6 protein-coding genes are annotated in these 19,062 nt (G+C 71.0%); 4 read left to right on the forward strand and 2 right to left on the reverse strand.

The window, feature by feature from the left end; translation table 11 throughout:
* Nucleotides 1-312 precede the first annotated feature (312 nt).
* A complete protein-coding gene (locus PM1_RS14945) occupies nt 313-1,896 on the reverse strand; it encodes a GGDEF domain-containing protein (RefSeq protein WP_009622061.1) in 1,584 nt (527 codons plus the stop codon).
* 288 nt (nt 1,897-2,184) lie between these two features.
* Nucleotides 2,185-2,736, reverse strand: a complete 552-nt coding sequence (locus tag PM1_RS14950; RefSeq protein ID WP_009622059.1) for an RNA polymerase factor sigma-70 — start codon at nt 2,734-2,736, stop codon at nt 2,185-2,187.
* 263 nt (nt 2,737-2,999) lie between these two features.
* Between PM1_RS14950 and PM1_RS14955 the strand changes: the two genes are divergently transcribed.
* The 4 genes from PM1_RS14955 to PM1_RS14970 all read left to right on the forward strand — a co-directional run bounded on the left by PM1_RS14955 (nt 3,000) and on the right by PM1_RS14970 (nt 18,853).
* On the forward strand, nt 3,000-16,007 hold the full coding sequence (locus tag PM1_RS14955; protein WP_372241090.1) for a non-ribosomal peptide synthase/polyketide synthase: 13,008 nt from the start codon (nt 3,000-3,002) through the stop codon (nt 16,005-16,007).
* A gap of 231 nt (nt 16,008-16,238) precedes the next feature.
* A complete protein-coding gene (locus PM1_RS14960; protein WP_009622055.1) occupies nt 16,239-17,657 on the forward strand; it encodes an aspartate aminotransferase family protein in 1,419 nt (472 codons plus the stop codon).
* Nucleotides 17,658-17,881: 224 nt separating this feature from the next.
* Nucleotides 17,882-18,100 (forward strand): MbtH family protein, encoded by a 219-nt coding sequence (locus PM1_RS14965; RefSeq protein WP_009622053.1) that lies wholly within the window; start codon nt 17,882-17,884, stop codon nt 18,098-18,100.
* Nucleotides 18,101-18,853 (forward strand): thioesterase II family protein, encoded by a 753-nt coding sequence (locus PM1_RS14970; RefSeq protein ID WP_009622051.1) that lies wholly within the window; start codon nt 18,101-18,103, stop codon nt 18,851-18,853.
* The last annotated feature ends 209 nt before the right edge of the window (nt 18,854-19,062 follow it).

A 19,062-nucleotide genomic window follows, 5' to 3' on the forward strand; every position in this document is an offset into this window, starting at 1 on the left:
ATAACCGCGAACGGTTATACGCCCTACGAACCTGCCGGCTGACACTGCGTTATCCACCCACGCCGAACAGCCCCCTCTCCCTCCGGGAGAGGGCTGGGGTGAGGGCAACGGACTCCACCAACACTCCGCTACCAAACCTGTAACTCCGCTCCCCCTCCCTAACCCTCCCCCGCAAGCGGGAGAGGGGACTGTTCGGTGTGATGCTCAACCACGAACCCGCCTGAAATAGCCAATGGGCAACGGCGCATAACCGCGAACGGTTATGCGCCCTACGTTCTGGCGCGCTACCGCCGGATGCTCCGGGCCGGGCCCTCAGGACGGATGAGGCTGCGCCACGCCAACCGGCCGCTCGTCCGCCACCATGACGCGGTTGCGGCCGGCCTGCTTGGCCTGGTAGAGCAGGGCGTCGGCGGTCGCGAGCACCGCGCCGACGTCCGTCCGTCCCTCGCTGCTGAAGGCCACGCCCAGCGACAGGGTCACCCGGCCCACCTGCGGGAAGTCCGTGCGTTCCGTCGTCAGGCGGATGCGTTCGGCGACTTCCGCCGCCACGCCGAGCGAGGTGGCCGGCAGCAGCAGGATGAACTCCTCGCCGCCGGCGCGGCACGGCAGGTCGCCGCTGCGCGAGTTGCACCGCAGTACCTCGGCGAAGGCTTGCAGCACCTGGTCGCCGGCGGCATGGCCGAAGGTGTCGTTGACCTGCTTGAAATGGTCGATGTCCATGCTGATCACCGCGAAGGGCTCGCCGCGCGCCACCCAGCTCGCCAGGGTGGCCTCCAGCGCGCGGCGGTTCGCCAGGCCGGTCAGCGGGTCGCTCTGGGCCTGGCGGTTGAGCTGGCCGATGCGCTCCTGGGTCATCTGCCCGCCGATGATCAGCGCCCGACGGATGCGCCAGGCCTCGAAGTACCAGGCGCGCACTCCCTCGATGCGCTCGGTGTTGTCCAGCTGCGCCGCGTAGTCGGCCAGCCGGCGCAGGGGATGGCTGATCCGCGCGGCTATCCACCACAGCAGCGGGAAGCCGAGCAGGATCATCGGCACTATCCCCGCCAGCACCTGCAGCATCAGCGCGCGCACGGCGCCGAGGGTGACGCTCAGCGGCTGCTGCGAGACCACGCCCCAGCCGCTGTCCGGCACCGCCGCGTAGCCGGCGAGCATCTCCAGGCCCTCGTGATTGGTGACCTGCATGGCGCCGCTTTCGCCGCGCAGCGCGGCGTCCACCGCGGCGTTGACGCCGATCGTCTGGCCGATGCGCTCGCGCTCGGGGTGGTAGAGCAACTGGCGCTGCTCGTCCACCAGGTAGACGAAGGAGGTGTCCTTCTGGAAGTGCCGGCTGACGATGTGGTTCAGCGAATTGGCGCGGTTCAGGTAGATGGTCCCGCCGACCAGGCCGAGGTAGTCGCCGCGGGCGTTCCACACCGGATGGGAGACGAACACCACCCGCTCGCCGGACTGCGAATGGAAGGCCGGGCTGATCATCGCCTGGCGCATTTCCAGGGGGCGCTTGGAGAGGATCTTGCGGCCATTGGCGCTGAGCCACTGGGGCAGGGCGCTGAGGATCCGCCCGGTCGCGTCGACGATGACCACGGTGTTGAAGCTGCCGTCCTGGCGGGCCAGGCGTTCCACCTCGGCGCCGCGGACCGCCGCATCGGCGAAATCACGCCCGAGGACAGTCGCGCTGTAGGCCAGGCGGTCCAGGGACGAGGCGAGGCTCTGGTTGATGCTCAGCGCAACCTTGGCCGCATAGGCCCGGTTGTGTTCCAGCGCACTGAGGACCAGCGTCTCCCGCTGGATCCGGTAGGTGGCGAACAGGTCGTTGGCCAGGGTCGCGATGGCCGCCAGGGAGGCGAACAGAAGGATCAAGGTGCGCAGGTTGAGCCTGGGCATGGGCCCCAAGGACATGGTGGATTCCGTCGATACTGTGGAGATCGCCGCGCCATCCACCCGGGCCGGACATGCCTGGCGCGAGCGCGCTTTCGAGGGGCTCGACGCCGTGGCTGGAGGCGGGTGGATGGCAGACGCCAGGGCGCCATTATGGACAAGGCTGGGCGCCGCGCCGGGGGTATTGGCGGAGATTCAGGGGCGGGGGCTGTAAAGCAGGAAGATTCCGTCGGGAATATGGGACAGGTCGGGGGCGGCTGCCCCTTGCCCCGGCAATGCATGGCATCCGGCACCGGGGCGCAAGGGGCTTCAGGCGCGGCGGGCGGGCTGTTCGTCCTTGGCCACGCTGGCGCAGCAGTGCAGCAGGGCATCGCGGATCATGAAGTTGACCAGGGTCGGCGAAACCCCCAGCTCGCGGGCGATCTCCTTCTGCTGCACGCCGTGCAGGCGGTACATCTCGAAGGCGTAGCGGGTGCGCTCGGGCAACTGGCTCAGGGCCTCGTCGATCTGCTCGAGGGTGTCGAAGTTGATGTGCAGGGTTTCCGGCGTGGCGCCGTAGGCCGCCTCGGCCTCTATCAGCTCCTGCGGCGCGCCGGTGTGGCGTTGCTCCAGCGCCTGCTTGCGGTAGTGGTCGATGGCCAGGTTGCGCACCACCTGGAACAGGTAGCTCATCTGCGCCTTCAGCGGAATGGAGGAGCTGGAGGCGTTCTGCAGGCGGAAGAAGGTGTCCTGCACCACGTCCTCGGCATGGGAACGGCAGCCGAGGAAGCGCGAGGCGAACTTGACCAGGATGGAACGATTCTCGATGAAGGTCGCGACCAACGGGGAGGCATAACGGGAGGTGGGCAGTTCATCCAGCATGAGAATCACCTAGCGGCAGTGTGGGTGGGCAAATCGCTAGTCAGGTACGCATCCAGCGAGCCGAGCCGGAAAGTATTTGAAATGAGAATCATTGTCAACAATTGTAAATGAATGTTCTTGCTGGCCGGAAAGCCCCGTGCAGACTGGCTTTGTGCCATCCGGGCGGGCTCGCCGGCCTAGCTGAGAACACTAATTATTTCGAATGATCGTCCGTACACCTCTGAGAGAACCGGCTGAAGGCCCAAGTGGGACTTTTCCGGTCGATGACCAGTCGCGGTTGCACTCAGCAGGAAATCCAAATGGACGCGTTCGAACATCCCTCCTCAATGGCCCAGGCCCTGCGCCAGCGTGCCGGCACCCAACCCGACCGGCTGGCCTTGCGCTTCCTGGCCGAAGACGGCGCCGGCGACCTGGTGCTCAGCTATGCCGAGCTGGACCGCCGCGCCCGCTGCATCGCCGCCGCCCTGCAGGCCCGGGCGGGGCAGGGCGAGCGCGCGGTGCTGCTGTTCCCCAGCGGCCCGGACTACGTCGCCGCCTTCTTCGGCTGCCTGTACGCCGGCATGGTCGCGGTGCCCGCCTACCCGCCGGAGTCGGCGCGCCGCCACCACCAGGAACGCCTGCTGTCGATCATCGACGACTGCGCGCCGCGCCTGGTGCTGACCCAGGCCGAACTGCGCGGGGCGTTGCTGGAAGGCTGCCCGGCGCTGTCCGGCGCCGCCGCGCCGCAGCTGCTGTGCGTCGACGAACTGGACCTGGCCGGCGCCGAGGCCTGGGTGGAAACCGAGGTCCGCCCCGAACACATCGCCTTCCTGCAGTACACCTCCGGCTCCACCGCGCTGCCCAAGGGCGTGCAGGTCAGCCACGGCAACCTGGTGGCCAACGAGCGGCTGATCCGCGGCGGCTTCGGCATCGGCGCCGACGATGTGATCGTCAGCTGGCTGCCGCTGTACCACGACATGGGCCTGATCGGCGGCCTGCTGCAGCCGGTCTACAGCGGCGTGCCCTGCGTGCTGATGTCGCCGCGCTACTTCCTCGAACGCCCGCTGCGCTGGCTGGAAGCCATCAGCCAGCACGGCGGCACCGTCAGCGGCGGGCCGGACTTCGCCTACCGCCTGTGCACCGAGCGCGTCAGCGAGTCGGCCCTGGCCGGGCTGGACCTGAGCCGCTGGCGCGTGGCCTTCTCCGGCTCCGAACCGATCCGCCAGGACAGCCTGGATAATTTCGCCGCCAAGTTCGCCGCCAGCCGCTTCGAGGCCTCCAGCTTCTTCGCCTGCTACGGCCTGGCCGAGGCCACCCTGTTCGTCAGCGGCGGCCAGCGCGGCCAGGGCATCGCCGCCCTGGGCGTGGACGAGGCGGCCCTGGCGCAGAACCGCATCGAAGCGGGCAGCGACAGCGTGCTCATGTGCTGCGGCCGCAGCCAGCCGGAACATGCGGTGATGATCGTCGACCCGCAGGGCGGCGCAACCCTGGGCGAGAACCAGGTGGGCGAGGTCTGGGCCGCCGGGCCGAGCATCGCCCACGGCTACTGGCGCAATCCCGAGGCCACGGCCAAGGCCTTCGTCGAGCGCGACGGCCGCACCTGGCTGCGCACCGGCGACCTGGGCTGCCTGCGCGACGGCGAGTTGTACGTCACCGGGCGCCTGAAGGACATGCTCATCATCCGCGGCCACAACCTCTACCCGCAGGACATCGAGCGCGCCGTGGAAACCGAGGTGGATGCGGTGCGCAAGGGCCGGGTGGCCGCCTTCGCCGTGCAGGTCGATGGCGAGGAGGGCATCGGCATCGCCGCCGAGGTCGGCCGCGCGCTGCAGAAGCGCATCCCGGCCGACGCCCTGATCGACGCCATCCGCCAGGCGGTGGCCGAGGCCTGCCAGGAGGCGCCGAAGGTGGTGGCGCTGCTCAACCCCGGCGCGCTGCCGCGCACCTCCAGCGGCAAGCTGCAACGCTCGGCCTGCCGCACGCGCCTGGCCGACGGCAGCCTGGACGCCTACGCCGTCTACCCCGGCCTGGCACCCCGGGCCGAAGCCGCGCCGGAGCAAAGCGCCGATGCCTTGCAGGCGCGCATCGCCGAACTCTGGCGCGAGCACCTGGGCGTCGAGCGCGTAGGCGCGGACGACAACTTCTTCCTGCTGGGCGGCAACTCCATCGCCGCCGCCCAGGTCATGGCCGCGCTGCGCGAGGCCCTGGGCGTCAACCTGAACCTGCGCCTGCTGTTCGAGGCGCCGAGCCTGGCCGCCTTCAGCGCCGCCGTGGCCGCTCGCCTGGCCGATGGCGCCGCGGCGGAAGCGCCCATGGCCCAGCTGCCGCGCGGCGGCGACCTGCCGCAATCCGCGGCCCAGCGCCGCCTGTGGCTGAACTGGCAGATCGAGCCCCGCGGCTGCGCCTACAACATCCCCGGCGGCCTGCTGCTGCGCGGCGAACTGGACGAAGACGCGGTCTACGACAGCTTCGCCCGCCTGGTGCAGCGCCACGAATCGCTGCGCTCACGCTTCCTCGAACGCGACGGCCAGGCGCTGCAACGCATCGAGCCGCGCGGCGAGTTCCATTGGCAGGTGCTGCAACTGGACGCCGGCAAAGCCGAACAACGCCGCGAGGCCGAGGCCCGCGAGCCGTTCGACCTGGAAAAGGGCCCGCTGCTGCGGGTGAGCCTGGTGCGCCTGGACGACGACCTGCACCAGCTGTGGGTGACCCTGCACCACATCGTGGCCGACGGCTGGTCGCTGAACCTGCTGCTGGACGAATTCGCCCGCCTGTACGCCGAGGCCCTGGGCGGCCAGGCCGCCGAGCTGGCGCCGCTGCCGGTCGGCTATGCCGAGTTCGCCAGTTGGCAGCGCCAGTGGCTGGAGGCGGGCGAGGGTGCCCGCCAACTGGCCTACTGGCGCGAACAGCTGGGCGAGGAGGCCCCGGTGCTGGAACTGCCCACCGACCACCCGCGCGGCAACGCCGCCTCGCCGGCGGCGCGCCTGAGCCTGCGCCTGGACGACAAGCTCGGCCAGGCCCTGCGCGAAGCGGCCCAGGCCAACCAGGCCAGCGTCTTCATGTGGCTGCTGGCGGCCTTCCAGGCCCTGCTGCACCGCCACAGCGGACAGGCCGACATCCGCGTCGGCGTGCCCAGCGCCAACCGCCAGCGCCAGGAAGTCCAGGGGCTGGTCGGCTTCTTCATCAACACCCTGGTGCTGCGCGCCACGCCCGCTCCGCGGCAGGCCTTCGGCCAACTGCTGGCCCAGGTGCGCGAAGCCACCCTGGGCGCCCAGGAACACCAGGACCTGCCCTTCGACAGCCTGCTGGAAGCCCTGCCGGGCCACGCTGGCCAGCCGTTCCAGGTGCTGTTCAACCACCAGCAGCGCGACCTTTCCGCCCTGCGCCAGCTGCCCGGCCTGCTGGCCGAGGAACTGCCCTGGCACAGCCGAGAGGCCAAGTTCGACCTGCAACTGCAGACCGAGGAAGACTCTCGCGGCCGCCTGCGCCTGAACTTCGACTACGCCGCCGAACTGTTCGACGCCGCCAGCATCCAGCGCCTGGCCGACCAGTATGTGGCCCTGCTGCGCCAGGTGGTGGCGCAGCCGCAGCTGTGCCTGGGCGACATCGCCCTGGCGACGGACGCAGAACTGGCGCACCTGGAGCGGTGGGGCAGCGCGCCCTGCGAGCCGGCGCGCAGCTGGCTGCCGGAGCAGCTGGAACGCGCATTGCCGGCCCATGCCGAACGCGTGGCGCTGCAATGGGACGGCGGCGAACTCAGCCACGCCGAGCTGCACGCCCAGGCCAACCGCCTGGCCCACTACCTGCGCGACAAAGGCGTGGGCCCCGACGTGCCGGTGGCCATCTGCGCCGAACGCTCGCCGCAGCTGCTGGTGGGCCTGCTGGCCATCCTCAAGGCCGGCGGCGCCTACGTGCCGCTGGACGCGGACTACCCCGCCGAGCGCCTGGCCTACATGCTCGACGACTGCGGCGCCAGCCTGCTGCTGACCCAGTCCCACCTGCTGGAGCGCCTGCCGAGCCTGGAGGGCGTCGCCACCCTGTGCTTCGACGGCCTCAAGCTGGACGGCTGGCCGGGCAGCGCGCCGGGCCTGCACCTGCACGGCGACAACCTGGCCTACGTCATCTACACCTCCGGCTCCACCGGCCAGCCCAAGGGCGTGGGCAACACCCACGCGGCCCTGGCCGAGCGCCTGCAATGGATGCAGGCCACCTATGCGCTGCAGGCCGACGACGTGCTGATGCAGAAGGCCCCGGTGAGCTTCGACGTCTCGGTGTGGGAATGCTTCTGGCCGCTGCTGGCGGGCTGCCGCCTGGTGCTGGCCGGCCCCGGCGAACACCGCGACCCGGCGCGCATCGCCCAACTGGTGCGGCAGTTCGGCGTGACCACGCTGCACTTCGTGCCGCCGCTGCTGCAACTGTTCATCGACGAGCCGGGCGTGGAGGAATGCACCAGCCTGCGCCGCCTGTTCTCCGGCGGCGAGGCGCTGCCGGCGCAGCTGCGCGACCGCGTGCTGCAACGCCTGCCCGGCGTGGCCCTGCACAACCGCTACGGCCCGACGGAAACCGCGATCAACGTCACCCACTGGCACTGCTCGCTGGAGGATGGCGCGCGCTCGCCCATTGGCCGGCCGCTGGGCAACGTGGTCTGCCGCGTCCTCGACAGCGAGCTGAATCCGCTGCCGCCGGGCGCCGCCGGCGAGCTGTGCATCGGCGGCGCCGGCCTGGCCCGCGGCTACCTGGGCCGCCCGGGGCTGAGCGCCGAACGCTTCGTCGCCGACCCGCTGGGCGCGCCCGGCGCGCGCCTGTACCGCACTGGCGACCGCGCGCGCTGGAGCGAGCAGGGCGTGCTGGAATACCTCGGCCGCGAGGACGGCCAGGTGAAGCTGCGCGGCTTCCGCATCGAGCTGGACGAAATCCGCGCGCGCCTGCTGGCCCTGCCCGGCGTGGCCCAGGCCGTGGTGCTGATCCGCCAGGCCGGCAATCTCGGCAGCCAACTGCTGGGCTACTACACCGCGACCGCCGACGCGCCCGCCGAGGCCGAACACGGCCAGGCCCTGCGCACCGCATTGCAGGCAGCGTTGCCGGAATACATGGTCCCGGCGCAACTCATGCGCCTGGACAGCATGCCCCTGGGCCCCAGCGGCAAGCTGGACCTCAAGGCCCTGCCCGAGCCGAGCGGGCAGCAGCGCGAGCACGTCGCCCCGCGCGACGAAGTGGAACAGCGCCTGGCCGCCATCTGGAGCGAAGTGCTGGGCCTACCGCAAGTGGGCCTGGACGACGACTTCTTCGAACTGGGCGGCCACTCGCTGCTGGCCACCCGGATCGTTTCCCGGGCGCGCCAGGCCTTCGCCATCGAACTGCCGCTGCGCGAGCTGTTCGACGCCAGCCGCCTGGGCGCCTTCGCCGAGCGGGTGTGCCAGCTGCGCGCCGCCGGCAGCCGCGACAGCCAGGGCGCGATCCGCCCGGTGGACCGCAGCCAGCGCGTGCCGCTGTCCTACTCGCAGCAGCGCATGTGGTTCCTCTGGCAACTGGAGCCGGACAGCCCGGCCTACAACGTCGGCGGCATGGCGCGGCTGCGCGGCGTGCTGGACCTGGACTGTTTCGAGCGCGCCCTGCAGGCCCTGGTGCAGCGCCACGAGACCCTGCGCACCCGCTTCCCCAGCGTCGACGGCGTGCCGCATCAGCAGGTGCAGGCGGACAGCGGCCTGCGCATGCAGCGCCTGGACTTCACCCACCTCGACACCGAAGCCCGCCAGCAGGCCCTGCAGCAACTGGCTGACGACGAGGCGCACAAGCCCTTCGACCTCGAACAGGGCCCGCTGCTGCGGGTGTACATGGTCCGCCTGGCGGAGGACGAGCACTACCTGGTGGTGACCCTCCACCACATCGTCACCGAAGGCTGGGCCATGGACATCTTCGCCCGCGAGCTGAGCGCGCTCTACGAGGCCTTCCTGGCCGGCCGCGAGTCGCCCCTGGCGCCGCTGCCAGTGCAGTACCTGGACTACAGCGTGTGGCAGCGCGACTGGCTGGAGGCCGGCGAACGCCAGCGTCAGCTGGACTACTGGACCGCCCAGTTGGGCGACGAGCATCCGGTGCTGGAACTGCCCGGCGACCGCCCGCGGCCGCCGGTGCAGAGCCACCGCGGCGACCTCTACCGCTTCGACCTGGCGCCACAGCTGGCCGAGCGCGTGCGCCGCTTCAACGCCGGCAACGGCCTGACCCAGTTCATGACCATGACCGCCGCCCTGGCCGTGCTGCTGTACCGCTACAGCGGCCAGCAGGACCTGCGCATCGGCGCGCCGGTGGCCAACCGTATCCGCCCGGAGAGCGAAGGGCTGATCGGCGCCTTCCTCAACACCCAGGTGCTGCGCTGCCGCCTCGATGGGCAGATGAGCGTGGCCGGGCTGCTGGAGCAGGTGCGGCAGACGGTGATCGACGGCCAGTCGCACCAGGACCTGCCCTTCGACCACCTGGTGGAGGCCCTGCAGCCGCCGCGCAGCGCCGCCTACAACCCGCTGTTCCAGGTGATGTGCAACGTCCAGCGCTGGGAGTTCCAGCAGACCCGCCAACTGGCCGGGATGACAGTGGAATACTGCGTCAACGACGCCCGCGCCACCAAGTTCGACCTCAACCTGGAAGTCACCGACCTCGACCAGCGCCTGGGCTGCTGCCTGACCTACAGCCGCGACCTCTTCGACGAGCCGCGCATCGCCCGCATGGCGCGCCACTGGCAGAACCTGCTGGCGGCGATGATCGCCGACCCGCAACAGCGCCTGGGTGAGCTGCCGATGCTGGATGCCGGCGAGCGGGACGCGCTGCTGACCTGCAGCGGGCCGCAACTGAACGACACCCTGCACGGCCTGTTCGCCGCCCAGGCCGCGGCCACGCCGCAGGCCCCGGCGCTGACCTTCGCCGGCCAGAGCCTTAGCTACGCCGAACTGGATGCCCGCGCCAACCGCCTGGCGCGCCTGCTGCGCGAACGCGGCGTGGGCCCGGAAGTGCGCGTCGGCCTGGCCCTGGAACGCTCGCTGGAAATGGTCGTCGGCCTGCTGGCGATCCTCAAGGCCGGCGGCGCCTACGTGCCGCTGGACCCGGAATACCCGCTGGAGCGCCTGCACTACATGATCGAGGACAGCGGCGTGCGCCTGCTGCTCGGCCAGCCGGCGCTGTTCGAGGCCCTGGGCGCGCTGCCCGAAGGCGTCGGCCGCTGCTGCCCGGCGGAGGAGGGCGCGGCCCTGGCGGCGCTGGACGACGGCCCGCTGCCGGCCTTCGCCCAGCCGCAGCACCTGGCCTACCTGATCTACACCTCCGGTTCCACCGGCAAGCCCAAGGGCGTAGCGGTGTGCCACGGCGAGATCGCCATGCACTGCCGCGCGGTGATCGAGCGCTTCGGCATGCGCGCCGACGACTGCGAGCTGCACTTCTATTCCATCAACTTCGACGCCGCCAGCGAGCGCCTGCTGACGCCGCTGCTGTGCGGCGCCCACGTGGTGCTGCGGGCCCAGGGCCAATGGGGCGCCGAGGATATCTGCCAACTGATCGCCGAGTACCGCGTGAGCATCCTCGGCTTCACCCCCAGCTACGGCAGCCAACTGGCCCAGTGGCTGCAGACCCAGGGCCGGCAACTGCCGGTGCGCCTGTGCATCACCGGCGGCGAGGCGCTGACCGCCGAGCACCTGCAACGCATCCGCCAGGCCTTCGCGCCGCGCTACTTCTTCAACGCCTACGGCCCCACCGAGACGGTGGTCATGCCCCTGGCGGCCCTGGCCCCGGAGCAGGTGGAAGCCGGCGCCAGCGTGCCCATCGGCAGCCTGGTGGGCGAGCGCAGCGCCTGCCTCCTCGACGCCGACCTGGCCCTGGTGCCCCAGGGCGCCGGCGGCGAGCTGTACGTCGGCGGCGCCGGCCTGGCCCGCGGCTACCACGAGCGCCCGGCGCTGACCGCCGAGCGCTTCGTGCCCGACCCCTTCGGCGCGCCCGGCGGGCGCCTGTACCGCACCGGCGACCGCGTGCGCCAGCGCGCCGACGGCCAGGTTGAATACCTCGGGCGCATCGACCAGCAGGTGAAGATCCGCGGCTTCCGCATCGAACTGGGCGAGATCGAGGCGCGCCTGCAGGAACACCCGCAGGTGCGCGAGGCCGCCGTACTGGCCATCGACGGGCCGAGCGGCAAGCAACTGGTGGGCTACGTGGGCTGCGCCGAGGCCGGCGCCGACGAGGCGGCCCAGGCCGACTTGCGCGAGGCGCTCAAGGCGCACCTCAAGCAGCAACTGCCGGACTACATGGTGCCGGCGCACCTGCTGCTGCTGGAGGGCCTGCCGCTGACCGCCAACGGCAAGCTCGACCGCCGCGCGCTGCCGGCGCCGGACGCCAGCCTTGGCCAGCGCGCCTACGAGGCCCCGCGCAGCGAGCTGGAACGCCAGCTGGCGGCGATCTGGGGCGAGGTGCTGAACGTCGCCCAGGTCGGCCTGGACGACAACTTCTTCGAACTGGGCGGCGACTCCATCCTCTCCATCCAGGTGGTCAGCCGCGCCCGCCAGCAGGGCATCCAGTTCAGCCCGCGCGACCTGTTCCAGCACCAGAGCGTGCGCAGCCTGGCCGGCGTCGCCCGCAGCGCCGGCGCCAGCCTCGCCGAGCAGGGCGAAGTGCAGGGCGAGAGCGCGTTGACGCCGATCCAGCAGTGGTTCTTCGAACTGCCCCTGGAGAACCGCGCGCACTGGAACCAGTCGCTGCTGCTGGAGCCGCGCCAGGCGCTGGACGCCGAGCTGCTGCGCCAGGCCCTGCTGCAACTGATCAAACACCACGACGCCCTGCGCCTGACGTTCCGCCAGGAAGGCGGCCGCTGGCACGCCGAACACCGGGCTGCGGACGATGGCGCCTGGCTGCTCTGGCAGGCGCAGGTGGCGAGCTTCGACGACTGCGCCGAAGTGTTCGAGCGCGCCCAGCGCAGCCTGGCCCTGGACGGCCCGCTGCTGCGCGCGGTGCTGGTGGACGGCCCCGGCGCCCAGCGCCTGCTGCTGGCGATCCACCACCTGGTGGTGGACGGCGTGTCCTGGCGCGTGCTGCTGGAAGACCTGCAGCAGGTTTATCGCCAACTCGCCGCCGGCGAAGCACTGCAACTGCCGGCCAAGACCAGCGCCTTCCGCGACTGGACCGCGCGCCTGCAGGCCTATGCCGGCAGCGAGCCGCTGCGCGAGGAACTGCACTGGTGGCGCGGCCAACTGGACGGCGTCCCCGGCGCCTGGTTCTGCGACAACCCGCAAGGCCGCAACGACGAGGCCCTGGCCCGCAGCCTGAGCCTGCGCCTGGACCGCGAGCACACCCGCCAGCTGCTGCAACAGGCGCCGGCGGCCTACCGCACCCAGGTTAACGATCTGCTGCTGACCGCCCTGGCCCGCGTGCTCTGCCGCGTCAGCGGCGAGGCCTCGGTACTGGTGCAACTGGAAGGCCACGGCCGCGAGGCGTTGTTCGACGACATCGACCTCAGCCGCACGGTCGGCTGGTTCACCAGCGCCTTCCCGCTGCGCCTGGCACCCGCCGGCGAGGCGGGCGAAGCGGGGCTGGCGGCGTCGATCAAGGCGATCAAGGAACAGCTGCGCGCCGTGCCGCACAAGGGCCTGGGCCACGGCGTGCTGCGCCACTTGGGCGACGAGGCCGGGCGCCGCGCCCTGGCCGCGCTGCCGCAGCCGCGCATCACCTTCAACTACCTGGGCCAGTTCGACCAGAGCTTCGCCGAGGACGCCCTGTTCCACCCGATGGACGAGCCCACCGGGGCCATCCACGACGCCGCCGCGCCGCTGCCCAACGAGTTGAGCGTGGACGGCCAGGTGTACGGCGGCGAACTGGTGCTGCGCTGGACCTACAGCGCCGAGCGCTACGAGGAACGGACCATCGCCGAGCTGGCCAACGCCTACCGCGACGAACTGCAGGCGCTGATCGCCCACTGCCTGGACGACAAGGCCGGCGGCCTGACGCCTTCCGACTTCCCCCTGGCGCGCTTGAGCCAGGCGCAACTGGACGCCCTGGCGGTGCCGGCGGCGCAGATCGACGACGTCTACCCGCTGACGCCCATGCAGGAGGGCCTGCTGCTGCACACCCTGCTGGAGCCGGGCACCGGCATCTACTACATGCAGGACCGCTACCGCATCGACAGCGAGCTGGACCGCGAACGCTTCGCCGCCGCCTGGCAGGCCGTGGTGGCGCGCCACGAGGCGCTGCGCGCGTCCTTCTCGTGGAACGCCGGCGAGGCCATGCTGCAGGTGATCCACAAGCCCGGGCGGCTGCGCATCGAGTTCCTCGACTGGAGCGAGCTGCCCGCCGACGGCCACGAGGAGCGCCTGCAGGCCCTGCACAAGAAGGAGCGCGAGGCCGGTTTCGACCTGCTCGAGGAGCCGCCCTTCCACCTGCGCCTGATCCGCCTGGGCGCGGCGCGCTACTGGTTCATGATGAGCAACCACCACATCCTCATCGACGCCTGGTGCCGCGGCCTGCTGATGAGCGATTTCTTCGAGATTTACGCCGCCCTGGGCGAGGGCCGCGCGCCGCAACTGCCGGCCGCGCCGCGCTATCGCGACTATATCGCCTGGCTGCAGCGCCAGGACCTGGAGCATTCGCGCCGCTGGTGGCAGCAGAACCTGAACGGCTTCGAGCGCGCGACCTACATCCCCAGCGACCGGCCGATCCTCCACGAGCGCGCCGGGGAAAGCGGCGGGATGATCGTCGGCGATCGCTACACCCGCCTGGACGCCGCCGACGGCGCGCGCCTGCGCGAACTGGCGCAGCGCTACCAGCTCACCGTCAACACCTTCGCCCAGGCGGCCTGGGCCCTGGTGCTGCGGCGCTACAGCGGCGAGCGCGACCTGCTGTTCGGCGTCACAGTGGCCGGGCGCCCGGTGGGCCTGCCGCAGATGCAGCGCACCGTGGGGCTGTTCATCAACAGCATCCCGCTGCGCGTGCAGCTGCCGGCGCCCGGCGCGCGGCAGACGGTGCGCGACTGGCTGACCGGGCTGTTCGAACGCAACCTGGAACTGCGCGAGCACGAGCACCTGCCGCTGGTGAGCATCCAGGAAGCCAGCGAACTGCCCAAGGGCCAGCCGCTGTTCGACAGCCTCTTCGTGTTCGAGAACGCCCCGGTGGAAGTGGCGGTGCTGGACCGCGCGCAGAGCCTGAAGGCCAGCTCCGATTCCGGGCGCACCCACACCAACTTCCCGCTCACCGTGGTCTGCTACCCCGGCGACGACCTGGGCCTGCACCTGTCCTACGACCAGCGCTACTTCGAGGCGCCGACCATCGAGCGCCTGCTCGGCGAGTTCAAGCGCCTGCTGCTGGCCCTGGCCGACGGCTTCCATGGCGACGTGGCCGAGTTGCCGCTGCTGGGGGCCGAGGAACGGCGCTTCCTGCTGGAAGACTGCAACCGCAGCCAGCACGCCTACCCGCTGGAGCAGGGCTACGTGCGCCTGTTCGAAGCGCGGGTGGCCGCGCACCCGCAGCGCATCGCCGCCAGCTGCCTGGACCAGCGGTGGAGCTACGCCGAGCTGAACCGCCGCGCCAACCGCCTGGGCCACGCGCTGCTGGCCGCCGGCGTCGGCTTCGACCAGCCGGTGGCCCTGCTCGGCGAGCGCGGGCTGGACCTGCTGGGCATGATCGTCGGCAGCTTCAAGGCCGGCGCCGGCTACCTGCCGCTGGACCCGGCGCACCCGACGCAGCGCCTGACGCGCATCCTCGAACTCAGCCGCACGCCGGTGCTGGTGTGCAGCGCCGCCTGCCGCGAACAGGCCCTGGCGCTGCTCGCCGAACTGGGCTGCGGCAGCCGCCCGCGCCTGCTGGTGTGGGACGAGGTGCAGCGCGGCGCGGCCGCCGAGCACGACCCGCAGCGCTACAGCGGGCCGCGCAACCTGGCCTACGTGATCTACACCTCCGGCTCCACCGGCCTGCCCAAGGGCGTGATGGTGGAACAGGCCGGCATGCTCAACAACCAGCTGAGCAAGGTGCCGTATCTGGCGCTCGGCGAGGCCGACGTGATCGCCCAGACCGCCTCGCAGAGCTTCGACATCTCGGTCTGGCAGTTCCTCGCCGCACCGCTGTTCGGCGGCCGCGTGGCCATAGTGCCGAACGCCATCGCCCAGGACCCGCAGGCCCTGCTGGAACACGTGGTGGAGCAGGGCGTGAGCGTGCTGGAAAGCGTGCCCTCGCTGATCCAGGGCATGCTCGCCGAGGAACACAAGGCATTGCCCGGCCTGCGCTGGATGCTGCCCACCGGCGAGGCCATGCCGCCGGAACTGGCGCGGCACTGGCTGCAACGCTACCCGCAGGTGGGCCTGGTCAACGCCTACGGCCCGGCGGAATGCTCGGACGACGTGGCCTTCTTCCGCGTCGACGCGGCCTCCACCGAGGCCACCTACCTGCCCATCGGCAGCCCCACCGACAACAACCAGCTGTACCTGCTGGATGCCGAAGGCGACTTCGAGCTGGTGCCGCTGGGGGCGGTGGGCGAGCTGTGCGTGGCCGGCACCGGCGTCGGCCGCGGCTACGTCGGCGACCCGCTGCGCACGGCCCAGGCCTTCGTCCCGCATCCCTTCGGGGCGCCGGGCGAGCGCCTGTACCGCACCGGCGACCTGGCGCGGCGCCGCGCCGACGGCGTGCTGGAGTACGTCGGGCGCGTCGACCACCAGGTGAAGATCCGCGGCTTCCGCATCGAACTGGGCGAGATCGAGGCGCGTCTGCACGAGCTGCCGGATGTGCGCGAGGCCGCCGTGGCGGTGCAGGAAAGCGCCGCCGGCAAGTACCTGGTCGGCTACCTGGTGCCCGCTGCGACGGTAGTAGAGGAGGGCGCCTGGCTCGAACAGGTGCGCCAGCACCTGCGCGCCGACCTGCCGGACTACATGGTGCCGCTGCACTGGCAGGTGCTGGCGCGCATGCCGCTCAACGCCAACGGCAAGCTCGACCGCAAGGCCCTGCCGGCGCTGGACATCGGCCAGGCCCTGGCGCACGCCTACCAGGCGCCGCGCACCGAGCTGGAAGGCACCCTGGCGCAGATCTGGGCCGAGGTGCTCAAGGTCGAGCGCGTCGGCGTGCTGGACAACTTCTTCGAACTGGGCGGGCACTCGCTGCTGGCCACGCAGATCGCCTCGCGGGTGCAGAAGGCCCTGCAACGCAACGTGCCGCTGCGGGCCATGTTCGAGTGCAGCACGGTGGAGGAACTGGCCAGCTACATCGAGGCCCAGGCCGCCAGCGCCATCGACGAGCGCAAGGCGGCGCGCCTGGACGACCTGATGTCGCAGCTGGAAATGCTCTAGCCCGGCACTTCCCGCGGGGCTGCCGAGGCCCCGCGGGGGTATCGCGAAACACCCGCAGCCCACGCGCGGTTCGTCGCGCGCAGGCCGCCCCGCACCCGCGGAAAGGGCGCCGGGGCAGGGCGCGGCCGGCAGTAAATCCCGAGCGCCGCGCTGCGTTATCCACTACAGCCGCTCCGCCATCGCGGGGCACCCGTCAACCGTGGCACACCACCACGTCTCGAGGTTGAAGACATGCAAGTCGCTACCAGCGTCATCGATGACCAGCCTGCCCATGCCGAACCGGCCGCGGGCGAAACCCTCTACGAATTCAGCGAGTCGCCGCTGCTGGCGCGCCAGCGCCACCAGGAATCCAACGCGCGCAGCTACCCGCGGCGCATCCCCCTGGCGCTGAAGAAGGCCCGCGGGCTGTACGTCGAGGACGTCGAGGGCCGCCGCTTCATCGACTGCCTGGCCGGCGCCGGCACCCTGGCCCTGGGCCACAACCACCCGGTGGTGATCGAGGCGATCCAGCAGGTGCTGGCCGACGAACTGCCGCTGCACACCCTGGACCTGACCACCCCGGTGAAGGACGCCTTCGTCCAGGACCTGTTCGGCCTGCTGCCGCCACAACTGGCGCGCGAGGCGAAGATCCAGTTCTGCGGGCCCACCGGCGCCGACGCCGCGGAAGCCGCGCTCAAGCTGGTGCGCACGGCCACCGGGCGCAGCACCGTGCTGTCGTTCCAGGGCGGCTACCACGGCATGACCCAGGGCGCCCTGGGGCTGATGGGCAACCTCGGGCCGAAGAAGGCCCTGGGCGCGGTGCTGGGCAACGGCGTGCAGTTCCTGCCGTACCCCTACGACTACCGCTGCCCCTTCGGCCTCGGCGGCGAGGCCGGGGTGCGCGCCAACCTGCACTACCTGGAGAGCGTGCTGAACGACCCGGAAAGCGGCGTGCCGCTGCCGGCGGCGGTGGTGGTGGAAGTGGTGCAGGGCGAGGGCGGCGTGGTCCCCGCCGACCTGCACTGGCTGCGCGGCCTGCGCCGGATCACCGAGAAGGCCGGGGTGGCGCTGGTGATCGACGAGATCCAGACCGGCTTCGGCCGCACCGGGAAGATGTTCGCCTTCGAACACGCCGGCATAGTCCCCGACGTGGTGCTGCTGTCCAAGGCCATAGGCGGCAGCCTGCCGCTGGCGGTGGTGGTCTACCGCGACTGGCTGGACACCTGGCAGCCCGGCGCCCATGCCGGCACCTTCCGCGGCAACCAGATGGCCATGGCCGCCGGCTCCGCGGTGATGCGCTATCTCAAGGAACACGACGTACCCGGCCACGCCGCGGCCATGGGCGAGCGCCTGGCCGAGCACCTGCGCATCCTCCAGCGCAGCTACCCGCAACTGGGCGACATCCGCGGCCGCGGGCTGATGCTCGGGGTGGAAGTGGTCGACGCCGAAGGCGCCGCCGACAGCCTCGGCCACCCGCCGGCCAACCCCGCGCTGGCCTCGCGCATCCAGCGCGAATGCCTGCGCCGCGGGCTGATCCTCGAACTGGGCGGCCGTCACGGCGCGGTGGTGCGCTTCCTGCCGCCGCTGGTGATCAGCGCCGAGCAGATCGACGAAGTGGCCCGCCGCTTCGCCCGCGCCCTGGCCGCGGCGGTGCCTGCCGGCAAATTGTAGGGCCCTGCCCGCGAAATCGCGCGCAGGGCGCGCTCCTACATGGGAATGGCGCGGGTGGGGCAGCGCGGATCTCATCCGCGAATCGCGCCGGCCCCCCGGCTATCGCGGACAAGGTTCGCTTACGAAGACGAAGAGCCTCACCACCTAATTTTCCCGCCACCCACTTCGTTAACCCATAGCGGCCACCCCCGGGGCGGCCGGCCCATCCAGTTGAGGAAAGCGCAATGACTTCTGTATTCGACCGCGAAGACATCCCATTCGAAGTGGTGGTGAACCACGAGGAGCAGTACTCCATCTGGCCGCAGTACAAGGAAATCCCCGCCGGCTGGCGCGCCGTGGGCAAGAGCGGGCTGAAGAAGGACTGCCTGGCCTATATCGAGCAGGTCTGGACCGACATGCGCCCGCTGAGCCTGCGCCAGCACATGGACAAGGCGGCCGGCTGAGTGGCGCTGCGACTCTTCTGCCTGCCGTACTCCGGCGCCAGCGCCATGGTCTACAGCCGCTGGCGGCGCAAGCTGCCGGCCTGGCTGCAGCTGCGCCCGGTGGAACTGCCGGGGCGCGGCGCGCGCATGGCCGAGCCGCTGCACACCGATCTGGCCGGCCTGGCCCGGCAACTGGCCCGCGAGCTGCACGACGAAGTGCGCCAGGGGCCCTACGCGCTGTTCGGCCACAGCCTGGGCGCGCTGCTCGCCTGCGAGCTGCTCTACGCCCTGCGCGAGCTGGGCAGCCCGACGCCCCTGGGGCTGTTCGCCTCGGGCACGGCGGCGCCGTCGCGGCGCGCGGAATACGACCGCGGCTTCGCCGAGCCGAAGAGCGACGCCGAGCTGATCGCCGACCTGCGCGAGCTGCAGGGCACCCCCGAGGAAGTGCTGGCCAACGCCGAGCTGATGAGCCTGACGCTGCCCATCCTGCGCGCCGACTTCCTGCTCTGCGGCAGCTACCGCTATCAGCGCCGCGCGCCGCTGGCCTGCCCCATCCAGGTGCTCGGCGGCAGCGCCGACAAGGCCAGCGAGGAACAGCTGCTGGCCTGGGGCGAGGAAACCTGCGCCGACTTCGAACTGCAACTGTTCGACGGCGGGCACTTCTTCATCCATGAGCAGGAGGCCACCGTGCTTCCCTGCATCGAGCGGCGCCTGCAACGCTGGCGCGCGGGCGAGGGTTCGCTCGCTCCGCTGGCGCAAGCCGCGACCTTCTGAGCCCATCGGCAACGCGCGGGCCGGGTGCTGGCGACGGCACCCGGCCTTCGCCGCCTCCTGCTTATAACTATTTGATATTTAGGTAGAAATTATTTCCTGCCGGCCGTCCCGATCAGCGCCGCGAAGCTAATTTTCCGCCGTTCCTGTCCGTTCCCCATGAGCCCACTCGAGCCCTGGCGCTCGTTGCCCACGTGCACGGAAGAAGACAG

The organism is Pseudomonas sp. M1, from assembly GCF_022760135.1.
Lineage (GTDB): Bacteria > Pseudomonadota > Gammaproteobacteria > Pseudomonadales > Pseudomonadaceae > Pseudomonas > Pseudomonas citronellolis.